This window comes from Roseateles sp. (genome assembly GCF_039929605.1).
GTDB lineage: Bacteria > Pseudomonadota > Gammaproteobacteria > Burkholderiales > Burkholderiaceae_C > Pelomonas.
The window spans coordinates 1-18644 of the sequence record NZ_JBDSQX010000078.1 but is presented as its reverse complement, the minus strand read 5'-3'; the positions used below and the strand labels follow the sequence as shown (position 1 = coordinate 18644).

General features: G+C 66.3%; 16 protein-coding genes, 1 tRNA gene and 2 pseudogenes. 16 read left to right on the top strand and 3 right to left on the bottom strand.

All coding sequences use genetic code 11. The features are described from left to right. Positions 1 to 188, top strand: a pseudogene (locus tag ABIS05_RS10970) (phosphoribosyltransferase); the annotation flags it as partial. A gap of 152 nt (positions 189 to 340) precedes the next feature. On the opposite strand, the gene ABIS05_RS10965 reads toward ABIS05_RS10970, so the two are convergent. Continuing rightward, a tRNA-Leu gene (locus tag ABIS05_RS10965) sits at positions 341 to 425 on the bottom strand. Positions 426 to 507: 82 nt separating this feature from the next. On the opposite strand from ABIS05_RS10965, the gene rnr reads away from it, so the two are divergent. After that, positions 508 to 2832: a ribonuclease R gene (gene rnr, locus ABIS05_RS10960; protein WP_348014254.1), complete on the top strand. Its 2325-nt coding sequence runs from the start codon at positions 508 to 510 to the stop codon at positions 2830 to 2832. Between the two features lie 12 nt (positions 2833 to 2844). Here the strand turns inward: rnr and ABIS05_RS10955 are convergent, their stop codons facing one another. Both ABIS05_RS10955 and ABIS05_RS10950 read right to left on the bottom strand, forming a co-directional pair. Beyond that, positions 2845 to 4197: an NAD(P)H-hydrate dehydratase gene (locus tag ABIS05_RS10955; protein WP_348014253.1), complete on the bottom strand. Its 1353-nt coding sequence runs from the start codon at positions 4195 to 4197 to the stop codon at positions 2845 to 2847. A 10-nt stretch (positions 4198 to 4207) separates the two neighbouring features. Beyond that, positions 4208 to 5467: an FAD-dependent oxidoreductase gene (locus tag ABIS05_RS10950; RefSeq protein ID WP_348014252.1), complete on the bottom strand. Its 1260-nt coding sequence runs from the start codon at positions 5465 to 5467 to the stop codon at positions 4208 to 4210. A 317-nt stretch (positions 5468 to 5784) separates the two neighbouring features. Between ABIS05_RS10950 and rpsB the strand changes: the two genes are divergently transcribed. From rpsB to ABIS05_RS10880, 14 genes and pseudogenes are all read left to right on the top strand, one after another. Beyond that, positions 5785 to 6531 (top strand): 30S ribosomal protein S2, encoded by a 747-nt coding sequence (gene rpsB, locus ABIS05_RS10945; RefSeq protein WP_348014251.1) that lies wholly within the window; start codon positions 5785 to 5787, stop codon positions 6529 to 6531. A gap of 69 nt (positions 6532 to 6600) precedes the next feature. Next, complete coding sequence (gene tsf / locus ABIS05_RS10940; RefSeq protein WP_348014250.1) at positions 6601 to 7494, top strand: translation elongation factor Ts; 894 nt, start codon at positions 6601 to 6603, stop codon at positions 7492 to 7494. Positions 7495 to 7594: 100 nt separating this feature from the next. Then, entirely contained in the window at positions 7595 to 8305 is a 711-nt protein-coding gene (gene pyrH, locus ABIS05_RS10935) for a UMP kinase (protein WP_348014249.1), read from the top strand. Positions 8306 to 8374: 69 nt separating this feature from the next. Next, positions 8375 to 8935 (top strand): ribosome recycling factor, encoded by a 561-nt coding sequence (gene frr, locus ABIS05_RS10930; RefSeq protein WP_348014248.1) that lies wholly within the window; start codon positions 8375 to 8377, stop codon positions 8933 to 8935. Between the two features lie 23 nt (positions 8936 to 8958). Next, positions 8959 to 9681, top strand: coding sequence for a polyprenyl diphosphate synthase (gene uppS, locus ABIS05_RS10925; protein ID WP_348014255.1), 723 nt, complete (start codon positions 8959 to 8961; stop codon positions 9679 to 9681). Between the two features lie 9 nt (positions 9682 to 9690). Next, a complete protein-coding gene (locus ABIS05_RS10920) occupies positions 9691 to 10527 on the top strand; it encodes a phosphatidate cytidylyltransferase (RefSeq protein ID WP_348014247.1) in 837 nt (278 codons plus the stop codon). Then, complete coding sequence (gene ispC, locus ABIS05_RS10915; RefSeq protein ID WP_348014246.1) at positions 10524 to 11708, top strand: 1-deoxy-D-xylulose-5-phosphate reductoisomerase; 1185 nt, start codon at positions 10524 to 10526, stop codon at positions 11706 to 11708. Before ABIS05_RS10920 ends, ispC begins: the two co-directional genes overlap by 4 nt. Next, positions 11699 to 13066, top strand: a complete 1368-nt coding sequence (gene rseP / locus ABIS05_RS10910) for an RIP metalloprotease RseP (protein WP_348014245.1) — start codon at positions 11699 to 11701, stop codon at positions 13064 to 13066. Before ispC ends, rseP begins: the two co-directional genes overlap by 10 nt. An 88-nt stretch (positions 13067 to 13154) precedes the next feature. Next, positions 13155 to 15401, top strand: coding sequence for an outer membrane protein assembly factor BamA (gene bamA / locus ABIS05_RS10905; RefSeq protein WP_348014244.1), 2247 nt, complete (start codon positions 13155 to 13157; stop codon positions 15399 to 15401). Between the two features lie 2 nt (positions 15402 to 15403). Beyond that, on the top strand, positions 15404 to 15910 hold the full coding sequence (locus tag ABIS05_RS10900; protein WP_348014243.1) for an OmpH family outer membrane protein: 507 nt from the start codon (positions 15404 to 15406) through the stop codon (positions 15908 to 15910). 89 nt (positions 15911 to 15999) lie between these two features. Then, on the top strand, positions 16000 to 17058 hold the full coding sequence (gene lpxD, locus ABIS05_RS10895; RefSeq protein ID WP_348014242.1) for a UDP-3-O-(3-hydroxymyristoyl)glucosamine N-acyltransferase: 1059 nt from the start codon (positions 16000 to 16002) through the stop codon (positions 17056 to 17058). A gap of 3 nt (positions 17059 to 17061) precedes the next feature. Beyond that, positions 17062 to 17571, top strand: a complete 510-nt coding sequence (gene fabZ / locus ABIS05_RS10890; protein WP_348014241.1) for a 3-hydroxyacyl-ACP dehydratase FabZ — start codon at positions 17062 to 17064, stop codon at positions 17569 to 17571. A 2-nt stretch (positions 17572 to 17573) separates the two neighbouring features. Further along, positions 17574 to 18362 carry an acyl-ACP--UDP-N-acetylglucosamine O-acyltransferase gene (gene lpxA, locus ABIS05_RS10885; RefSeq protein WP_348014240.1) on the top strand — a complete coding sequence of 263 codons (789 nt, stop codon included), beginning with the start codon at positions 17574 to 17576 and terminating at the stop codon, positions 18360 to 18362. Between the two features lie 100 nt (positions 18363 to 18462). Further along, positions 18463 to 18644: pseudogene (locus ABIS05_RS10880) on the top strand (lipid-A-disaccharide synthase); the annotation flags it as partial.

Here is an 18644-nt window from a genome sequence, read left to right as displayed (position 1 = left end):
TTGATCGTTTGTGCAGTATGTCGTCGATCAGTGAGCTGTGCTCGGCGGTGATCTGGACCAAAGGTGTTTCGAGCTACACGCCCGACTATTACGTCGAGCTCTTGCCCACGAGCCCCTGGATTCATCAGCCCTTTGAAGAGTACGACGAGCTGAGGCCCGAAGGCCTGGCAAAGAAGTTTGCGATTTGACGGTAAACCTGCGCAAACCTAAGAATAATGTGTGCGATGAACGCCGTCGCCCGCAGCTTCACTGCGATCAAAAACCCGATCAACCCATTAAGCCAACCACCAAACAAAAAGGCCCGCACTTGCGTGCAGGCCTTCTGTTTTTATCTCTGTCTTGGTGCCCAGGAGAGGACTCGAACCTCCACGGAGTTACCCGCTAGTACCTGAAACTAGTGCGTCTACCAATTCCGCCACCTGGGCAAGGTGCTCAAGACTCTGTTTCAACCTGGGTTGAAGCTAAGACTTGGCTATTCAGGAAAGCAAGGATCCTATCATCAAAAACTTGAAGAACACGAACAGTTCGCCTAAGGGCGAGGGTGCTGGCCTGCTCGCCGAGGTCGAAGGCACGTTGCAAGGCCATCGGGACGGGCATGGCTTCCTGATCCCCGATGACGGCTCGGCCGACGTCTTTTTGTCGTCTCAGGAGACGCACGCCGTCATGCACGGCGACCGCCTGCGGGTGAAGGTGGTCCGCTTCGACAAGCGCGGCCGGCCCGAGGGCAAGGTGCTGGAGATCCTGGAGCGCAAGAAGCGGCCCCTCATCGGCCGCCTGCTGCTCGAATCGGGCATCTGGCTGGTCGCGCCGGAAGACCGCCGCATGGGCCAGGACATCCTGATCCCCAAGAACGGCATCGCCAACGCGACGGCGGGCCAGGTCGTCGCCGTCGAGCTGACCGAGCCGCCGTCGCTCTACTCCAAGCCCGTCGGCCGCGTCGTCGAGGTGCTCGGCGAGATCGACGACCCCGGCATGGAGATCGAGATTGCCGTGCGCAAGTACGACGTGCCGCACCGCTTCAGCCCGGAGACGCTGGCGCAGTCCGCCAAGCTGCCGGAGAAGATGCGCGCCGCCGACCTCAAAGGTCGCGTCGACCTGCGCGACGTGCCCCTCGTCACCATCGATGGCGAAGACGCGCGCGACTTCGACGATGCCGTCTACTGCGAGCCCTTCAAGCAGGGCCGCGGCAAGAAGGCCATCGAGGGCTGGCGCCTGCTGGTGGCCATCGCCGACGTGTCGCATTACGTGAAGCCGGGTGAGGCGCTGGACGCCGACGCCTACGAGCGCGCCACGTCGGTCTACTTCCCGCGCCGCGTCATCCCGATGCTGCCGGAGAAGCTCTCCAACGGCCTGTGCTCGCTGAACCCGTATGAAGACCGGCTCAGCATGGTCTGCGACATGCTCGTGTCCAGCGACGGCACCGTCAGCGCCTACCAGTTCTACCCGGCGGTGATCAGCTCGCATGCGCGCTTCACCTACACGGAGGTCGCGGCCGTCCTGGCCAATACGCACGGCCCGGAGGCCGCCAAGCGCCGCGAGCTCGTTCCCCATCTGCTGCATCTGCACGAGGTCTACCGCGCGCTGCTGGCCGAGCGTGGCCGCCGTGGCGCCATCGACTTCGAGACGACCGAAACGCAGATCGTCTGCGACGACAACGGTCGCATCGAGAAGATCATTCCGCGCACCCGCAACGACGCGCACCGGTTGATCGAGGAGGCCATGCTGGCCGCCAACACCTGTTCGGCGGACTTCATCCAGTCCAACAAGCACCACGCGCTGTTCCGTGTGCACGAAGGCCCCACGCCCGAGAAGCGCACGACGCTGCAGGCCTATCTGCGCTCGCTGGGCATCGGCATGGGCATCTCCGACGACCCGACGCCGCGCGAGTACCAACAGATCGCGCAGGCGACCAAGGACCGCCCCGACGCGCAGCAGATCCACACGATGCTGCTGCGCTCCATGCAGCAGGCCATCTACACCGGCATCAACGCCGGCCATTTCGGCCTGGCCTACCCGGCTTACACGCACTTCACGAGCCCCATCCGGCGCTACCCGGACCTGCTCGTCCACCGCGTCATCAAGGCCTTGCTGGCCAGCAAGAAGTACACGCTCGACGCGGCCAAGATGAACGTGCCGCAGGCGCCCAAACGCCCCGGCCGCGCGGCGCCGCCCAACCCGGCGGACGCGCGCAACGAGACCGAGCGCTGGGAAGTCGTCGGCGCGCATTGCAGCGCCAACGAGCGCCGTGCCGACGAGGCCAGCCGCGATGTCGAAGCCTGGCTGAAATGCCGCTACATGCGCGACCGCCTCGGCGAGGAGTTCGCAGGCACCGTCAGTGCGGTCACGTCGTTCGGGCTCTTCGTGCAACTCGATGCGCTCTACGTCGAAGGCCTGGTGCACATCACCGAGCTGGGCGGCGAGTACTATCGCTTCGACGACGTGCGCCAGGAGCTGCGCGGCGAGCGCACAGGCATCCGCTACGCCACGGGTGCGCGCGTGCAGGTGCAGGTCAGCCGTGTCGACCTGGATGGCCGCCGCATCGACTTCCGCCTCGTGCGTGATTCGGAAGACGCGCGTTCGTCCGGCCGAGGCGCTGCGGGCAAACCGACCGGCAAGCCGTCGGGCAGGTCGCCCGCCAAGAAGCGCGCGCCCAAGACCGCCGTCGAGGCGCTCGATGAAGTGCAGCAGACCGACCGTGACGTGAAGCAGAGCCGCAAGGCCGTCGTCGCGGCGCTGCACCCTGTCAAAGCTGCGCAGCAGGCTGCCAAACGGGCCGCTGGCCGGGCCGCCAAGAAGACGGCGCCCAAGCCGCCCACGCGCAAGCGGCGCTGAAGTCGCTGGGCGTCAGTGCTGCGCGGCCAGGCGTTCGATGAGATCGCCGGCGCGCAGCACGCCATCCACCTCGCCGGCTCGCCCATGTGCGTCCACGCCGGCGCAGGCGACGGCATGCGCGCTGAGCCAGGGCTGCTGAGCCCACAGGCCGCCCAGCCAGCCGGCCAGCACGTCGCCGCTGCCGGCCGTGGCCAGCGCCGGCCCGCCGCTGGCGCAGATGGCCATTCGCTCGCCGGGCGTGGCGATGACGCTGCCGGACCCTTTCAACACGACGGAGCAGCGCAGGCGCTCCGCCAGCTCGCGCGCGGCGGCGAGGCGGTCGGCCTGGACGCTGGCGGTGTCGCGGCCAAGCAGGCGCGCGGCTTCCAGAGGATGAGGCGTGAGCAGCGTTGGGCCCGCAGACCGGGCGCGCAAAAGATCCTGCAAGGCCGGGTCGGCGGCAATGGCGTTCAACGCATCTGCGTCGATGACGAGGCGCGGCAGCTGGCGCAGCAGTTCCGGCAGAGCCGCCGCAATGCCCATGCCGGCGCCGCAACCGACGACGCCCACCGCTTGAGGCAGCTCTGCCAGCGTGCCGCGCATCAGCTCGGGCCGGCCGGCGTCGGCGACCTCCTGCGCCGGCAGACCGAGCAGGTCCACGTAGACGCGCCCCGCGCCACAGGCCAGCGCCGCCCGTGCGGCCAGCCGGGCCGCACCCTGCATGCCCGGCTGGCCGCCCACCACCAGCACCTGGCCGTGGCTGCCCTTGTGGCTGGTCGGGCCGCGCTGTGGATGAGGCGTGTGACCGAGCAGTTCGGCCGGTGGGGTTTCATCCGAGGCGATGCCCAGGTCATCGAACCAGATCCGCCCGCCGTGCGCGCGGCCCTCGCCGGTGAAGAGGCCGGGCTTGAGTGTCAGCAGCGCCAGCGTGTGGTCGGCGCGCACGGCCCGTTCGCCAGCGGCCTGGCCGGTGTCGGCAAGCAGGCCGCTGGGCAGGTCGACCGCGAGGATGGGGGCGCCACAAGCCTGCATCGCGGCGATGGTCTTGAGCAGGTCGGCCGAAGGTGCGCGGTTGAGCCCCAGGCCGAGCAGCGCGTCGATGACGAGGGCAGGGCGCTGCGGCGCGTCATGGCCGACATGCACGGCCACGCCGGCCTCGGCCAGCCGCCGCGCCGCGACGCGGCCATCACCGCCGTTGTTGCCCGCGCCACAGACCAACCAGACCGGCCCTTCGCCGCGCCGCAGCGCCAGCGTGAGCTTGGCAACGGCCAACCCGGCTCTCTCCATCAGGTCCGGCGAATGGAGCAGCGCGCGCGCCTCGATGCGCCGGCTGGCGGCAACGTCAAACAGGGGCAGGGCGGTGGTGGTGGGCAGCAGCGTGTGCATGCCTGGGAGCTTAGGCCAGGCGCTGCGGGCCCAGCGGGCCGATGTCGAGCGTCGGCACCTGCCCGGTGATCTGCTGGGCCAGCGCCTGGGCCGCGCCGCAGGCCAGGCCCCAGCCATTGCCGGCGGGCGACAGGTTGAGCCACAGGCCTGGCCTGCCGCTGGCGCCGAGCAGCGGCAGACCGTCGGCCGGCAGCGCGCGCCGGCTCTGGCCGTGCTGCACCTGCTGGTGCAACACCGAACCCGGGAACCAGTGCTGCAAGCCGCGGTGCAGGGTCTCGAAGTCGGGCGCGCTCCGGCCCTTGGTGCCGGTCACCGCGATGCCGCCGCTCACGCGCACGCGTTGACCGATGCGTGTGACGGTGAGACCACGCGAGGGATCGACCCAGCCGGCCTTGGGCCCGAGATCGGGGTGGGCTTCGAGCAGGCGCAACGGCGCGGTGACCGAGGCTTCGTGCTGGGCCGCCAGCTTGAGCCCAGGCAGGCGCTGGCCGAGCAGCGACGGCGCGTCCAGGCCGTTGCAGAGCACGACGGCGTTGAAACGCTCGTCCTGGGACCCGAGCAGCTGAGGCAGGGTATCGCCGGCGTCGCGCTCGGCGGCGCGTGTCGGCGCCTCCGGCGGCGGCGTGTACTCATGGCGCAGCGTCAGGCCGCCGCCATCGGTGGTGATAGCGCGCACCGTCGTGTGGAAGCGAAAGGCGGCGCCTAGGCGCTGGGCCTGCTGGCGCAGTTGCTGGGCAAAGAGGCGAGCATTGCCGGCGCCGCCATGGGCGAGGGCGAGCGCGCCGGCCAGCGGGGCGTCGACGTTCAGCCCCGGCTCGCGGCGGCGCGCCTGATCGGGATCGAGCAGCTCGATCGCCAAGCCCATCGCCCTCCACGCGTCGAGCCGGGCCTGTGCCGCCGCGACGCGCTTGGCATCGACGAGGGCGACGAGCAGGCCCTCTGTAGCCTCGTCGTCCAGGCCCAGGCTGCGCCGCAGCTCGTCCGTGCGCGCCAGGCCGAGCTGGCTCAGCGCCGCCAGAGTCGACGGCGCGTCGCCGCCGCGCCGGCCAGCGCGCCAGCGGCGCCAGCGCCAAGCCAATGGCGCGGGCGTGGCGGCGTCGCCAACATGAGGCACGAAAGGCGACAGCAACGCGCTGCTCGCGAAGCTGGCCTGCTCGGCGACGCTGCCGCCGCGCTCGAAGACCTGGACCTGCCAGCCCAGCGCGGCCAGCTCATAGGCCGTCGTCACGCCTGCCAGCCCGGCACCCACCACCGCAACGCGGCGGCTCAAGCGGGCACCTGATGGGACGTGCCGGCGGGCACGCTCGCGGCCGCCGTGAAGCGGCTTTGGCTGAAAAAGGCCATGCTGTGTATACTCTGCGAGTTTTGCCGGAGGCGGTAGCGCAATTGAGCGCTGCAAGACCTTGGCAGAACGGTTGTGAGGGTGTGTGGCTGAGGAATTCAGCACTACTCGTCGCAACAAATCGCAAACCGGTCACACAAAGGTGTTGTGTTTGCGGCTCTTGAGAAATCAGCTGAAACAGCTGTTTCCATGTGCTGCAACGCGATTCGGGCCGGATTTTAGACACAACCTTCGGAGTAAAACCCATGTCAGTCACGATGCGCGAGATGCTGGAAGCCGGCGTCCATTTCGGTCACCAGACCCGCTTCTGGAATCCCAAGATGGCCCCGTATATCTACGGCCATCGCAACAAGATTCACATCATCAACCTCGAGAAGACGCTGCCCGCGTTCAACGATGCGTTGAAGTTCGTGCGCCAACTCGCTGCCAAGCGCGGCACCATCCTGATGGTCGGCACGAAGCGTCAGGCCCGTGAAGTGATCGCCTCGGAAGCCCTGCGCGCCGGCATGCCCTACGTCGATGCCCGTTGGCTCGGCGGCATGATGACCAACTTCAAGACGGTCAAGACGTCCCTCAAAAACCTGAAGGACATGCAAGCCCAGGTCGACGCCGGCACCCAGCCCGCGATCAAGAAGGAAGCGCTGATGTTCCAGCGTGACATCACCAAGCTTGAGAAGAACATCGGCGGCATCCAGGACATGACCTCGCTGCCCGACGCCGTCTTCGTCATCGACGTCGGCTATCACAAGATTGCCGTCGCCGAAGCCAAGAAGCTCGGCATTCCCGTCATCGGCATCGTGGACACGAACCACTCGCCTGTGGGCATCGACTACGTCATCCCCGGCAACGACGACTCGGCCAAGGCTGTGGCGCTGTACGCCCGCGCCATCGCTGACGCCGTGCTTGAAGGCCGCGCCAACGCCTCGAACGAAGTGCTGGCTGCGGTTGCCCCTGCCGGCGACGAGTTCGTCGAGGTTTCCGAACAGGCGTAAGCCCTTTCGACCCCGCATCTGAAAGGGGCCGCGAGGCCCCTTTTGCCAACCGAAATCTGGAGAAGAGATATGGCTGCTATCACCGCAAGCATGGTGGGCGAACTGCGTGCCCGCACCGACGCCCCGATGATGGAGTGCAAGAAGGCGCTGACCGAGGCCGAAGGCGACATGAGCCGCGCTGAAGAGATCCTGCGCGTCAAGCTGGGCAACAAGGCCGGCAAGGCCGCATCGCGCATCACCGCCGAAGGCATCGTTGCCGCGGCTGTGGTCGGCGGCAACGGCGCGCTGATCGAAGTGAACTGCGAGACCGACTTCGTCTCGAAGAACGACGCCTTCCTGGCCTTCGTGGGCGCACTGGCCGGCTTGGTGGCTGAGCAAAACCCGGCGGACGTGGCCGCGCTGTCGGCACTGCCGCTGTCCCAGGAAGGCTTCGGCCCGACCGTGGAAGACGTGCGCCGCGGCCTGATCGGCAAGATCGGCGAGAACATGTCGATCCGCCGCTTCCAGCGCTACACCGGCAGCAAGCTGGCGACCTATCTGCACGGCACGCGCATCGGCGTGGTCGTTGAGTTCGAAGGTGACGACGTCGCTGCCAAGGACGTCGCCATGCACATCGCCGCGATGAAGCCGGCCGCGTTGTCGAGCGCCGACGTGTCGGCCGAGCTGGTCGAGAAAGAGCGCCGCATCGCCACCGAGAAGGCCGCCGAATCCGGCAAGCCGGCCGACATCATCGCCAAGATGGTCGAAGGCTCGGTGCAGAAGTTCCTGAAGGAAGTCTCGCTGCTGGACCAGGTCTTCGTGAAGGCCGCCGACGGCAAGCAGACCGTGGGCGCCCATCTCAAGGCTGCCAACACGACGGTCAAGGGCTTCACGCTCTACGTCGTCGGTGAAGGCATCGAGAAGAAGGTCGACGACTTCGCCGCCGAAGTAGCTGCGCAGGTCGCGGCTGCCAAGGGTCAGTAAAGACGCTTGCGAAATAGAACGAAATGAAGGGGGCGCCAAGTTGGCGCCCTTTAAACTTCCGGGCCACTGCCAGCCCTTCTCCAGACTCTCAGAGGACACCATGCCTGCGTACAAACGCATCCTGCTCAAACTCTCCGGCGAAGCCCTCATGGGTGACGACGCCTACGGCATCAATCGCGCGACCATCGTGCGCATGGTGCAGGAAGTCCGCGAGATCACGCAGATGGGTGTCGAAGTCGCCGTGGTCATTGGCGGCGGCAACATCTTCCGCGGCGTGGCCGGCGGCGCCGTCGGCATGGACCGCGCGACGGCCGACTACATGGGCATGCTGGCCACCGTCATGAACTCGCTGGCCCTGGCCGACACGATGCGCCAGGAAGGCATGATTGCCCGCGTCATGTCCGCGATTGCCATCGAGCAGGTCGTCGAGCCCTATGTGCGCCCCAAGGCGCTGCAGTATCTCGAAGAAGGCAAGGTCGTCGTCTTCGCCGCCGGCACCGGCAACCCCTTCTTCACGACCGACACGGCCGCCGCGCTGCGCGGTGCCGAGATCGGCGCCGAAATCGTGCTGAAGGCCACCAAGGTCGATGGCGTCTACTCGGCCGACCCCAAGAAGGACCCGAGCGCCACGCGCTACACGAGCATCACGTTCGATGAGGTGATCTCGAAGAACCTGCAAGTCATGGACGGCGCTGCCTTCGCGCTGTGCCGCGACCAGAAGCTGCCGATCAAGGTATTCAGCATCTTCAAAACTGGCGCGTTGAAGCGCGTGGTGCAGGGCGAAGACGAGGGCACGCTGGTCCACGTTTAATTCAGTCTTAGTCAGTTGGGGACAGAGCTACTCGCTACGCTCGGGCGGTCTGTCCCGCAAGGAAAGAAGATGAGCATTGCCGACATCAAGAAGAACGCTGAAGGCCGCATGGCGAAGTCGATCGAGTCGCTGAAGAGCGATCTGCACAAGATCCGCACCGGCCGCGCCCACCCCGGCCTGCTGGACCAGGTCAACGTCGACTACTACGGCTCGCTGGTGCCCATCTCGCAGGTGGCCAATGTGACGCTGCTGGATGCCCGCACCATCTCCGTCCAGCCCTGGGAAAAGGGCATGGGCGCCAAGATCGAGAAGGCCATCCGCGAATCGGATCTGGGCCTGAACCCGGCCAGCCAGGGCGACCTGATCCGCGTGCCGATGCCGCCGCTGACCGAAGAGCGCCGCCGTGACCTGACCAAGGTCGTGCGCAACGCCGGCGAGGACGCCAAGGTCGCCGTGCGCAACCTGCGTCGCGATGCCAACGAGCAGGCCAAGAAGCTGCTCAAGGACAAGGAAATCGGCGAGGACGACGAGCGTCGCAGCCTCGACGAGGTGCAGAAGCTCACCGACCGCGTGATCTCCGAGATCGATAAGCTGGTCTCGGGCAAGGAAGCCGAGATCCTGGCGGTTTGAGCGCCGTCTTGAGCAAGCCAGTCATGGCGCAAGACCGCCCGGCGCCGCCGCGCCACGTGGCCATCGTCATGGACGGCAACGGCCGCTGGGCCAAGAAGCGCTTCCTGCCGCGCTTCTTCGGCCACAAGGCCGGTGTGGATTCGCTCGTCAAGATCGTCCAGGCCTGCATCGACCGTGGCATCGAGCACGTCACCGTCTTTGCCTTCTCCAGCGAGAACTGGAAGCGCCCGAGCGACGAGGTCTCGGGCCTCATGGGCCTGGTGCTGGCGGCCGTGAGCCGCTATCTCGCAAAGATGGGTGCGATGGGCGTGCGCATCCGCATCGTCGGGGATCGCGAAGCGGTGTCCGACAAACTGCGCAATGCCTGGAACGAGGCCGAGACCAGCACGCTGCACAACAGCAAGCTGACGCTCAACGTCGCCTTCAACTACGGCGGCCGCTGGGACATCGTGCAGGCCTGCAAGGCGGCGATCACCGCCGGTGTGAAAGCCGATGAGCTGACCGAGGCCAAGCTGTCGGAGTTCATGGCCATGAGCTATGCGCCCGACCCCGACCTCTTCATCCGCACAGGCGGCGAGGTGCGCATCAGCAACTTCCTGCTCTGGCAGGCGGCGTACACCGAGTTCGTGTTTTCGGACTGTCTCTGGCCAGAGTTCGGGGAGCGTGAACTGGATGCGGCCATCGCCGCCTTCCATGAGCGTGACCGTCGCTTCGGCGGCGTGAAGGAAGCGCCGCCCTCGGCGTAAGGTCAAGCCATGCTGAAGACCCGCATCATCACCGCCGTTGTACTGCTGGCCGTCCTGCTGCCCGTGCTCTTCATGGCATCGCCCTGGCCATTCGCCTGGGTTGCGGTCGCCATGATTGGCGCGGCCGGTTGGGAGTGGGCGCGGCTCAACGGCCTGCCTGGCACGGGCGCCATCGCGGCTGGCGTCGCGCTCGCATTGACCTGCGTGTGGACCCTGTTGATCGGCGGGTTGAACGCGCCGCCGGCCTGGGTCTGGACCCTGGCCAGTCTCGTCTGGGTGCTGGGTGGTGCCTATGCGTTGCGCGCCGGTCCGGCGGGTTGGCCGCGCATCGCGCGCGGTGCCCGGCTGGCACTCGGCGCCGTGCTGCTGTGGGGCGCCTGGCTGGCCATCGTGCAGGCCAAGGTGCATGGCATCAACTTCATCCTGTCGGTCTTCTGCCTCGTCTGGATGGCCGACATCGCTGCCTATTTCTGTGGCCGCGCCTTCGGCAAGCGCAAGCTCGCGCCGGCCATCAGCCCGGGCAAGAGCTGGGAAGGCGTTTGGGGCGGTTTGGCCAGTGTCATCCTGCTCGGCTTCGTGTGGGTGCATGTCATCGACATGCAGGTCGCCGTCGACTCGCCCAGCCTCTACACGCTGCTCGTTCAGCGCCACGGCATCGTTTCGCTGCTGGCCCTGGTCTTCCTGGGCGCGATGAGCGTCGTGGGTGACCTGTTCGAATCCCTCGTCAAACGTGCGGCCGGGGCCAAGGACAGCAGCAACCTGTTGCCAGGCCACGGCGGCGTGCTCGACCGCATCGACGCGCTGCTGCCGGTGTTCCCGCTGGCGCTTGCCCTGATCAGCCTATGACCTGCCAACGCGTCTGTGTCCTCGGCTCGACCGGCTCCATCGGCGTCAACACGCTGGATGTGCTCTCACGCCACCCCGAGCGCTACCAGGTCGTCGCGCTGAGTGCGATGAGCCGCGTTGACGAGCTGCTGGCCCAGTGCCTGACCTGGCAACCACGCTTCGCCGTCATGCCCGAGCGCGAAGCCGCAGCGCGCCTGCGTGAGCGGTTGCGTGAAGCCGGCAGCCGCACCGAGGTACTGGACGGCGCGCAGGCGCTTTCCGACATCGCCGCTCACCCCGAGGTCGACACCGTCATGGCCGCCATCGTCGGCGCCGCCGGCCTTGCGCCCGCGATTGCGGCAGCTCGTGCCGGCAAGCGCCTGCTGCTGGCCAACAAGGAGGCCATCGTCGTCGGCGGCGCCCTCTTCATGCAGGCGGTGCAGCAGGGTGGCGCGACGCTGCTGCCCATCGACAGCGAGCATTCCGCCATCTTCCAGTGCCTGCCGGAAGACCGCGCAGCCTGGCATGACCGCATCGACCACATCGTGCTGACGGCCTCCGGCGGCCCTTTCCGCAGCCGCGACCCGAAGACGCTGGCCGACGTGACGCCGGACCAGGCCTGCGCCCACCCGAACTGGGTCATGGGTCGCAAGATCTCGGTCGACTCGGCGACGATGATGAACAAGGCGCTGGAGGTCATCGAGGCGCGCTGGCTGTTCAACCTCACGCCGGATCAGATCAAGGTGGTCATCCATCCGCAGAGCATCATCCATTCGATGGTGGTCTGCCGCGACCAGTCCGTGCTGGCCCAGCTTGGAACGCCCGACATGCGCGTGCCCATCGCCTACGGCCTGTCCTTCCCCGAGCGCATCACGTCGGGCGCCAGCCGGCTCGATCTGCTGACGACGCCCAGCCTCACATTCGAGGACGCCGACGCCGTGCGCTTCCCCGGGCTGCACCTGTCGTGGCAGGCGCTGCGCGGCGCGGAGGGCAGCACGGCCGTGCTGAACGCGGCGAACGAGATCGCTGTCGATGCCTTCCTGAACGGCCGCCTGCGCTTCGACCGCATCCATGCGCTCAACGCCCATTGCCTCGGCGCGGTCAGCCCCGATGCCTCGGAATGCAGCAGCATCGACGGCCTGCTCGCACTCGACGCCCGCGTGCGTGAACTGGCGCAAAGGCAGGTGCTCGCATGGAGCTGATCCAGAAGGCCTTCTGGTTCTTCATCGCGATCGGCATCCTGGTGCCCATCCACGAATGGGGCCACTACCGCGTCGCGCGGGCCTGCGGCGTCAAGGTGCTGCGCTTCTCCGTCGGCTTCGGTCGCGTGCTGTGGAGCCGGGTTGACCGCCGTGGCACCGAGTTCGCGATCAGCGCCGTGCCGCTGGGTGGCTATGTGCGCATGCTCGGCATGGGAGACGAACCGGTCGCCGCCCATGAGCGCGACCAGGCCTTCAAGAACCGCCCGGTGCGCCAGCGCGCGGCCATCCTCGCGGCTGGCCCGGCGGCGAATTGGGTGCTGGCCATCCTGCTGTTCACGGTGGTGGCCTGGATCGGCAGCGAGCAACCCAAGGCGCTGCTGGGCACGCCGCCCAGTGCCTCGCTGGCCGAGCGCGCCGGCCTGCATGCGGGTGACTGGGTGCGCGCCGTCTCCAGCGACGGTCAGCAGTGGGAGGACGTCCAATCCCTCATCGATCTGCAAGATGCCGTCGCGCGTGCCCAGGCCGTGGGCGAGGGCCTGCACCTCTCCGTCACCGACGCTCATGGGCATGCGTCGCGTAGCGTGCGCTTGGAAACTGAGCGGATGGCCGGCCGTGCGCCCGATGCCAAGCGCTCCAATGAGATTGGCCTCGTGCCGCTCGCCGAACCTTTGATCCCTCAGGTAGTGGCCGGTGGGCCAGGCGCTGCGGCGGGTCTGCTGGCGGGTGATCGTGTACTGACTATCGACGGCCAAGCCGTGCCTGATGCTGGCTTTCTGCTCGATGTTGTCAGGCGCGCCCATGATGGCGAGCAACCGCGCGCGATGGTCTGGCGCGTCGAGCGCGCCGGCCAGGTGGTTGAGTTGAACCCGATGCCGCGCCTCGTCGAGAGTGCCGGCCAGCGTATCGGGCGGCTGGACATCGGGCTGAGCCCGCCGGAACTCGTCTTCGTCAGCTACGGCCCCATTGACGGCCTGTGGCGCGGTGTCCAGCAGTGCTGGGGCATGGCCACGACGATGGTGAAGCTGATCGGCCGCATCCTCATCGGCGAAGCCTCGGTAAAGAATTTCAGCGGCCCGCTGACGATTGCAGACTACGCGGGCAAGTCGGCGCAGGCCGGCTTGTCGCCCTTCCTCAATTTCCTCGCGACGATCTCGATGAGCCTCGCGGTTCTGAACCTGCTCCCGCTGCCGATGCTCGATGGCGGGCACCTCATGTATTATCTTTTCGAGGGTATTAGTGGCCGCCCCCTCTCCGAGTGGTGGCAGCAGCAATTGCAGCGAGCTGGCTTGCTGATCCTGATGCTGATGATGGCCTTGGCCCTTTCCAACGACGTCGCCCGTTATGCGGGTTGGCACTGAAACTCCCGTTCCCATGTCCTTTCCTTTCAGTTCGGGAGCGAAGCGCCGCCCCTCCCGCCTCGGCTTGCTCGCTTTGGCGATCACGGGGATGTTCCAGTCAGGCTTGGCCTGGGCCGTCGATCCCTTCGTGCTGCGGGACATCCGCGTCGAAGGCCTTCAACGCACCGACCCCGGCACCGTTTTCGCGTCTCTGCCCTTCCGCATCGGCGACACCTATAACGATGAAAAAGGCGCCGCCGCGCTGCGCGCGCTGTTCGCCACGGGCCTGTTCAAGGACGTGCGCATCAGCATCGACGGCACTGCCGTCGTCGTCATCATCGACGAGCGCCCCATCATCGCCAACGTCAACTTCGTCGGCCTGAAGGAGTTCGACACCGAAGCGCTTTCCAAGTCGCTGAAGGACGTCGGCATCGGCGAGGGCAAGCCCTTCGACCGCGCCCTCGCCGACCGCGCCGAGCAGGAGCTCAAGCGCCAGTACCTCACGCGCAGCCTCTATGGCGCCGAGGTCACGACGACGATCACGCCTATCGAGCGCAACCGCGTCAACGTCAGCTTCAACGTCACCGAAGGCGAGCCGGCCAAGATCGCCGAGATCCGCATCCTCGGCAGCAAGGTCTTCTCCGAAAGCACGCTGCTCGGCCTGCTGGAGCAGACGACGTCCGGGTGGCTGACCTGGTACACCAAGACCGACCGCTATTCGCGCGCCAAGCTGAACGCGGACCTGGAAACCATCCGCAGCTACTACCTGAACCGCGGCTACCTCGAGTTCGCCGTCACCTCCACACAGGTCACGATCTCGCCGGACAAGCAGAGCATCAGCGTGGCCGTCACGGTCAGCGAAGGCCAGCCCTACACGGTCACCGGCGTCAAGCTCGAGGGCGACTTCCTCGGCCGCGAGGAAGACTTCAAGCACCTCATCTTCCTGAAGCCCGGCCAGGCCTACCAAGGCGAAGCCGTGGCGCAGACGACGCGCGCCTTCAGCGACCTGTACGGCACCTACGGCTATGCCTTCGCGCGTGCCGACAGCAAGCCCGAGATCAACCGTGAAACCGGCCAGGTCGTCGTGACCTTCATCGGCGAGCCGCAGCGCCGCGTCTACGTGCGCAAGGTCATCATTTCCGGCAACTCGCGCACGCGGGATGAAGTCATCCGCCGCGAATTCCGCCAGTTCGAGGCGGCCTGGTACGACGGCCAGAAGATCAAGTCCTCGCGTGACCGTGTCGAGCGCCTGGGTTACTTCAAGGACAAGGAAGTCTCGATCGACACCCAGGAGGTGCCAGGTGCCCAGGATCAGGTCGACGTCATCCTGACCGTCGTCGAGCGCCCCACCGGTGCCATCACCGTCGGCGCCGGCTACTCCAGCCAGACCAAGCTGTCCTTCACCGGCTCCATCCGCCAGGACAACGTCTTCGGTTCGGGCAACTACCTCGGCATCGACGTGGCGACCGCCCGCACGGGCCGTCAGCTACAGGTCTCGACGGTGGACCCGTACTTCACGGTGGACGGCGTGTCGCGCGCACTGGACTTGTTCTACCGGACGACCAAGCCCATCAACACGCTGGGCGAGGAATACGAATACGTCACCAAGGGTGGTTCGATCCGCTTCGGCGTGCCGTTTTCCGAACTGGACACGGTGTTCCTCGGCGTGGGCTACGAGCAGACCGACATCACGACCTCGCGCGGCCTGCCCAACAGCTATCTGCTCTACGTCAATCAGTTTGGCCAGCGCAGCAACTCGATCCCGCTGACCGTCGGCTGGCAGCGCGACAGCCGCGACAGCGTCATCACGCCGCAGAAGGGCCGCTACACGCGCGCCAACTTCGAGCTCAGCGCCCTGGGTGATGCCCGCTTCGCCCGCCTGAACCTGCAGTACCAGGAATACTTCGAGATCACGAACAAGATCACGCTGGGCATCAACAGCGAACTGGGCTGGGGTACGGGCCTGGGTAGTCGGCCTTATCCCGTCTTCAAGAACTTCTACGGCGGCGGTCTGGGCTCGGTGCGTGTCTTCGAGGCCGGCTCCCTCGGCCCGGTCGACAACACCGGCTCCTACAGCGGCGGCAACCGGCGCTTCAACCTCAATGCCGAGCTCTACCTGCCGGTGCCCGGCAGCGGCAACGACAAGAGCTTCCGCATCTTCCTGTTCGGCGACGCCGGCAACATCTGGGGTTCGGAAGAAAAGATCAAGCTCGACACCGTCCGTGCATCGGTCGGTATCGGCCTGTCTTGGATCTCGCCGATGGGTCCGCTGCGCCTCAGCTATGGCAAACCTATCCGCAAGGAACGCACGGATAGAATCGAGAAATTCCAATTCCAGATCGGGACTGCATTCTGATGATGAGCAAGCTCTTGCAATCGGTGGCCCTGGCCACGGTGATGATGGTGGCCACCTCGGCCGTGCAAGCCCAGGAAATGAAGATCGGCTACGTCAACAGCGAACGTGTGCTGCGCGAAGCCAACCTGGCCAAGGCGGCGCAGATCAAGCTGGAAGCGGAATTCGGCAAGCGCGAGAAGGATCTGCGCGACCTGGAAGCCAAACTCCGCGGTGCTGCCGAAAAACTCGAGAAGGACGCGCCGACGCTGGCCGAAGCCGAGCGGGGCCGCCGCCAGCGCGATGTCGTCGAGCAGGAACGTGACCTGCAACGCAAGCGTCGCGAATGGCAGGAAGACCTAACCCAGCGCAAGAACGAAGAGTTGTCGGTCGTCGTTGAGCGTGCCAACAAGGTCATCAAGCAGATTTTCGAGGCCGACAAGTACGACCTCATCCTGCAGGACGCGATTCACTTCAGCGCCCGCGTGGACATCACCAAGAAGGTGATCGACGCGCTGAACGCGCAGAAGTAAGCCGCGCGACGCATGAGCGCCGCGCCGGGCCGCCCCAAGCAAGCTCGCTCCCGCTTGGCGGGACAGGCCGCAGGCCGAAGGGTGCATCAGTGACCGCGACACCCGTCGCGCTCACCGAGCTGATCGCCGCCTTGGGCGGCGATTTGCATGGTGGGTCCGATACACGCATTTCAGGCATTGCGCCACTGGACGAGGCCGACGAGCGCAGCATCAGCTTCCTCGCCAACCCGCGCTACCAAGCCCAGCTCGGCACGACACGGGCCGCCTGCGTCATCGTCGCGCCCGCCCTGGCGGATGCCGCCTGCGCTCGCGGTGCGGCCATCGTCACGCCCGATCCCTACCTCTACTTCGCCCGGCTGACGCAGTGGTGGGCGGCGCTCACGCACCCGGCCACGCAGCCGGGCGTGCACGCCAGCGCCGTTGTTTCGCCTGAAGCCCGGCTGGGGCAGGGCGTGGAGATCGGTCCGCTGGCCGTCATCGAGGCGGGCGCCGTCATCGGCGACCATGCCCGCATCGGCGCGCACTGCGTCGTCGAGCGCGAGGCGGTCGTCGGCGATCACACCCGTCTCGCACCGCGCGTCGTGCTGGGCTACGGCTGCCGCATCGGCGCGCGCGGCATCGTCCACAGCGGCGTGGTCATCGGTGCGGATGGCTTCGGCTTTGCGCCCAGCAAGAGCGGCTACGTGAAAATCGAACAGCTCGGCGCAGTCAGCATCGGCGACGACGTCGAGATCGGCGCCAACACCTGCATCGACCGCGGCGCCTTGAGCGACACCGTCATCGAGGACGGCGTCAAGCTCGACAACCTGATCCAGATCGCCCATAACTGCCACATCGGCGCGCACACGGCGATGGCTGGCTGCGTCGGCATGGCCGGCAGCACTACCGTCGGCAAATACTGCACCTTCGGCGGCGCGGCCATGATCAACGGCCATATCACCATCGCCGACCACGTCAACGTCGGCCCGTCGACGATGATCCCGCGCTCGCTCACCGAGCCGGGCACCTACATCGGCTACTACCCGATGTCGCGTCCGGCCGAATGGGAAAAATCGGCCGTCATCGTGCGCAACCTGTCGGCCATGCGCGACAAGGTGCGGGCGCTGGAAAAAACAATTAAAACACTGACGAATCAAGAAGAGAAATAAGACATGACCACCACTCCTGAAACCACCGAATCCACCTGCACCAAGAAGTGCCTGGATATCCACGCGATCAAACAGTACCTGCCGCATCGTTATCCGATGCTGCTGGTCGACCGCGTGCTGGATTGGGAGGCCAACAAACGCATCACGGCGATCAAGAACGTCACCGTCAACGAGGAATTCTTCAACGGCCATTTCCCGCACAAGCCGGTCATGCCGGGCGTGCTGATGATCGAGGCGATGGCGCAGACGGCGGCCATCCTGTCGTTCCTGTCGATCGGCGTCAAGCCCGACGAGAACTCGGTGGTGTACTTCGTCGGCATCGACAACGCGCGCTTCAAGCGTCCGGTCGAACCGGGCGACCAGCTGGTGATGAACGTCGAGATCCTGCGCCACGCGCGCGGCATCTGGAAATACAAGGCGGTCGGCACGGTCGACGGCCAGCTCGCGCTCGAGGCTGAACTGATGTGCACCATCCGCAGCGCCGCCGACGCCAGCCAGCCCATGGGGAAGTAAGCATGTCGAAGATTCACGCCACCGCCATCGTCGATCCGAAAGCGGAACTCGACAGCAGCGTCGAGGTCGGGCCGTACTCGGTGATCGGCCCCTACGTGCGCATCGGCTCGGGCACCGTGGTCGGACCGCACGTGGTCATCGAAGGCCACACGAGCATCGGCAGCGACAACAAGTTCTTTCAGTTCTCGTCGATCGGCGCCGCGCCGCAGGACAAGAAGTGGTCCGGCGAGCCGACCCGCCTGAGCATCGGCGACCGCAATACCATCCGTGAATTCTGCACCTTCAACACCGGCACGGTGCAGGACAAGGGCGTGACCACGCTTGGCCACGACAACTGGATCTCGGCCTATGTCCACCTGGCGCATGACTGCACGGTCGGCAGCAATACGATTTTCTCAAACAACGCGCAGATCGCCGGCCACGTTGAAATCGGCGACTGGGTCATCATGAGCGGCTTCGCCAACGTGCACCAGTTTTGCAAGATCGGCGCGCATGCGTTTGTCGGCATGAGCACCTCGCTGACCCAGGACGTGCCGCCGTTCGTGCTGTTGAACGGTAATCCTGCGCAGGCGCACGGCGTTAATATCGAAGGCCTGAAGCGGCGCGGTTTTACGCGCGAGCAGATCAACGGCATCCGCACCGCCTACAAGCTGATTTACCGTTCCGGCCTGACGCTGGAAGAGGCCAAGGCCGCGCTGCTGGCCGAGGAACAGTCGACACCGGCCGCCGCCGAGCAGATCCGCTCGATGCGCGAATTCCTCAACGTCGCCACCCGTGGCATCGTCCGCTGATATCGGCGGCATGACTGCGCCGCGGCCTTCGGCGTCGCCATCGCCGTTAGCATCGTCGTTGGCGTCGCTGTTGCCATCGCCATTGCCACTATCGCTGGCGATGGTCGCCGGCGAGCCTTCGGGCGATGTGCTGGCGGCGCGATTGTTATCGGGACTGCGTCCGCACCTGCCGGACGCGCGTTTTCACGGCATCGGCGGCGAGCATATGATGGCGCAGGGCTTCGAGTCGCACTACCCGATGGACAAGCTGACGGTGCGCGGCCTGCTGGCCGTGATCCCGCG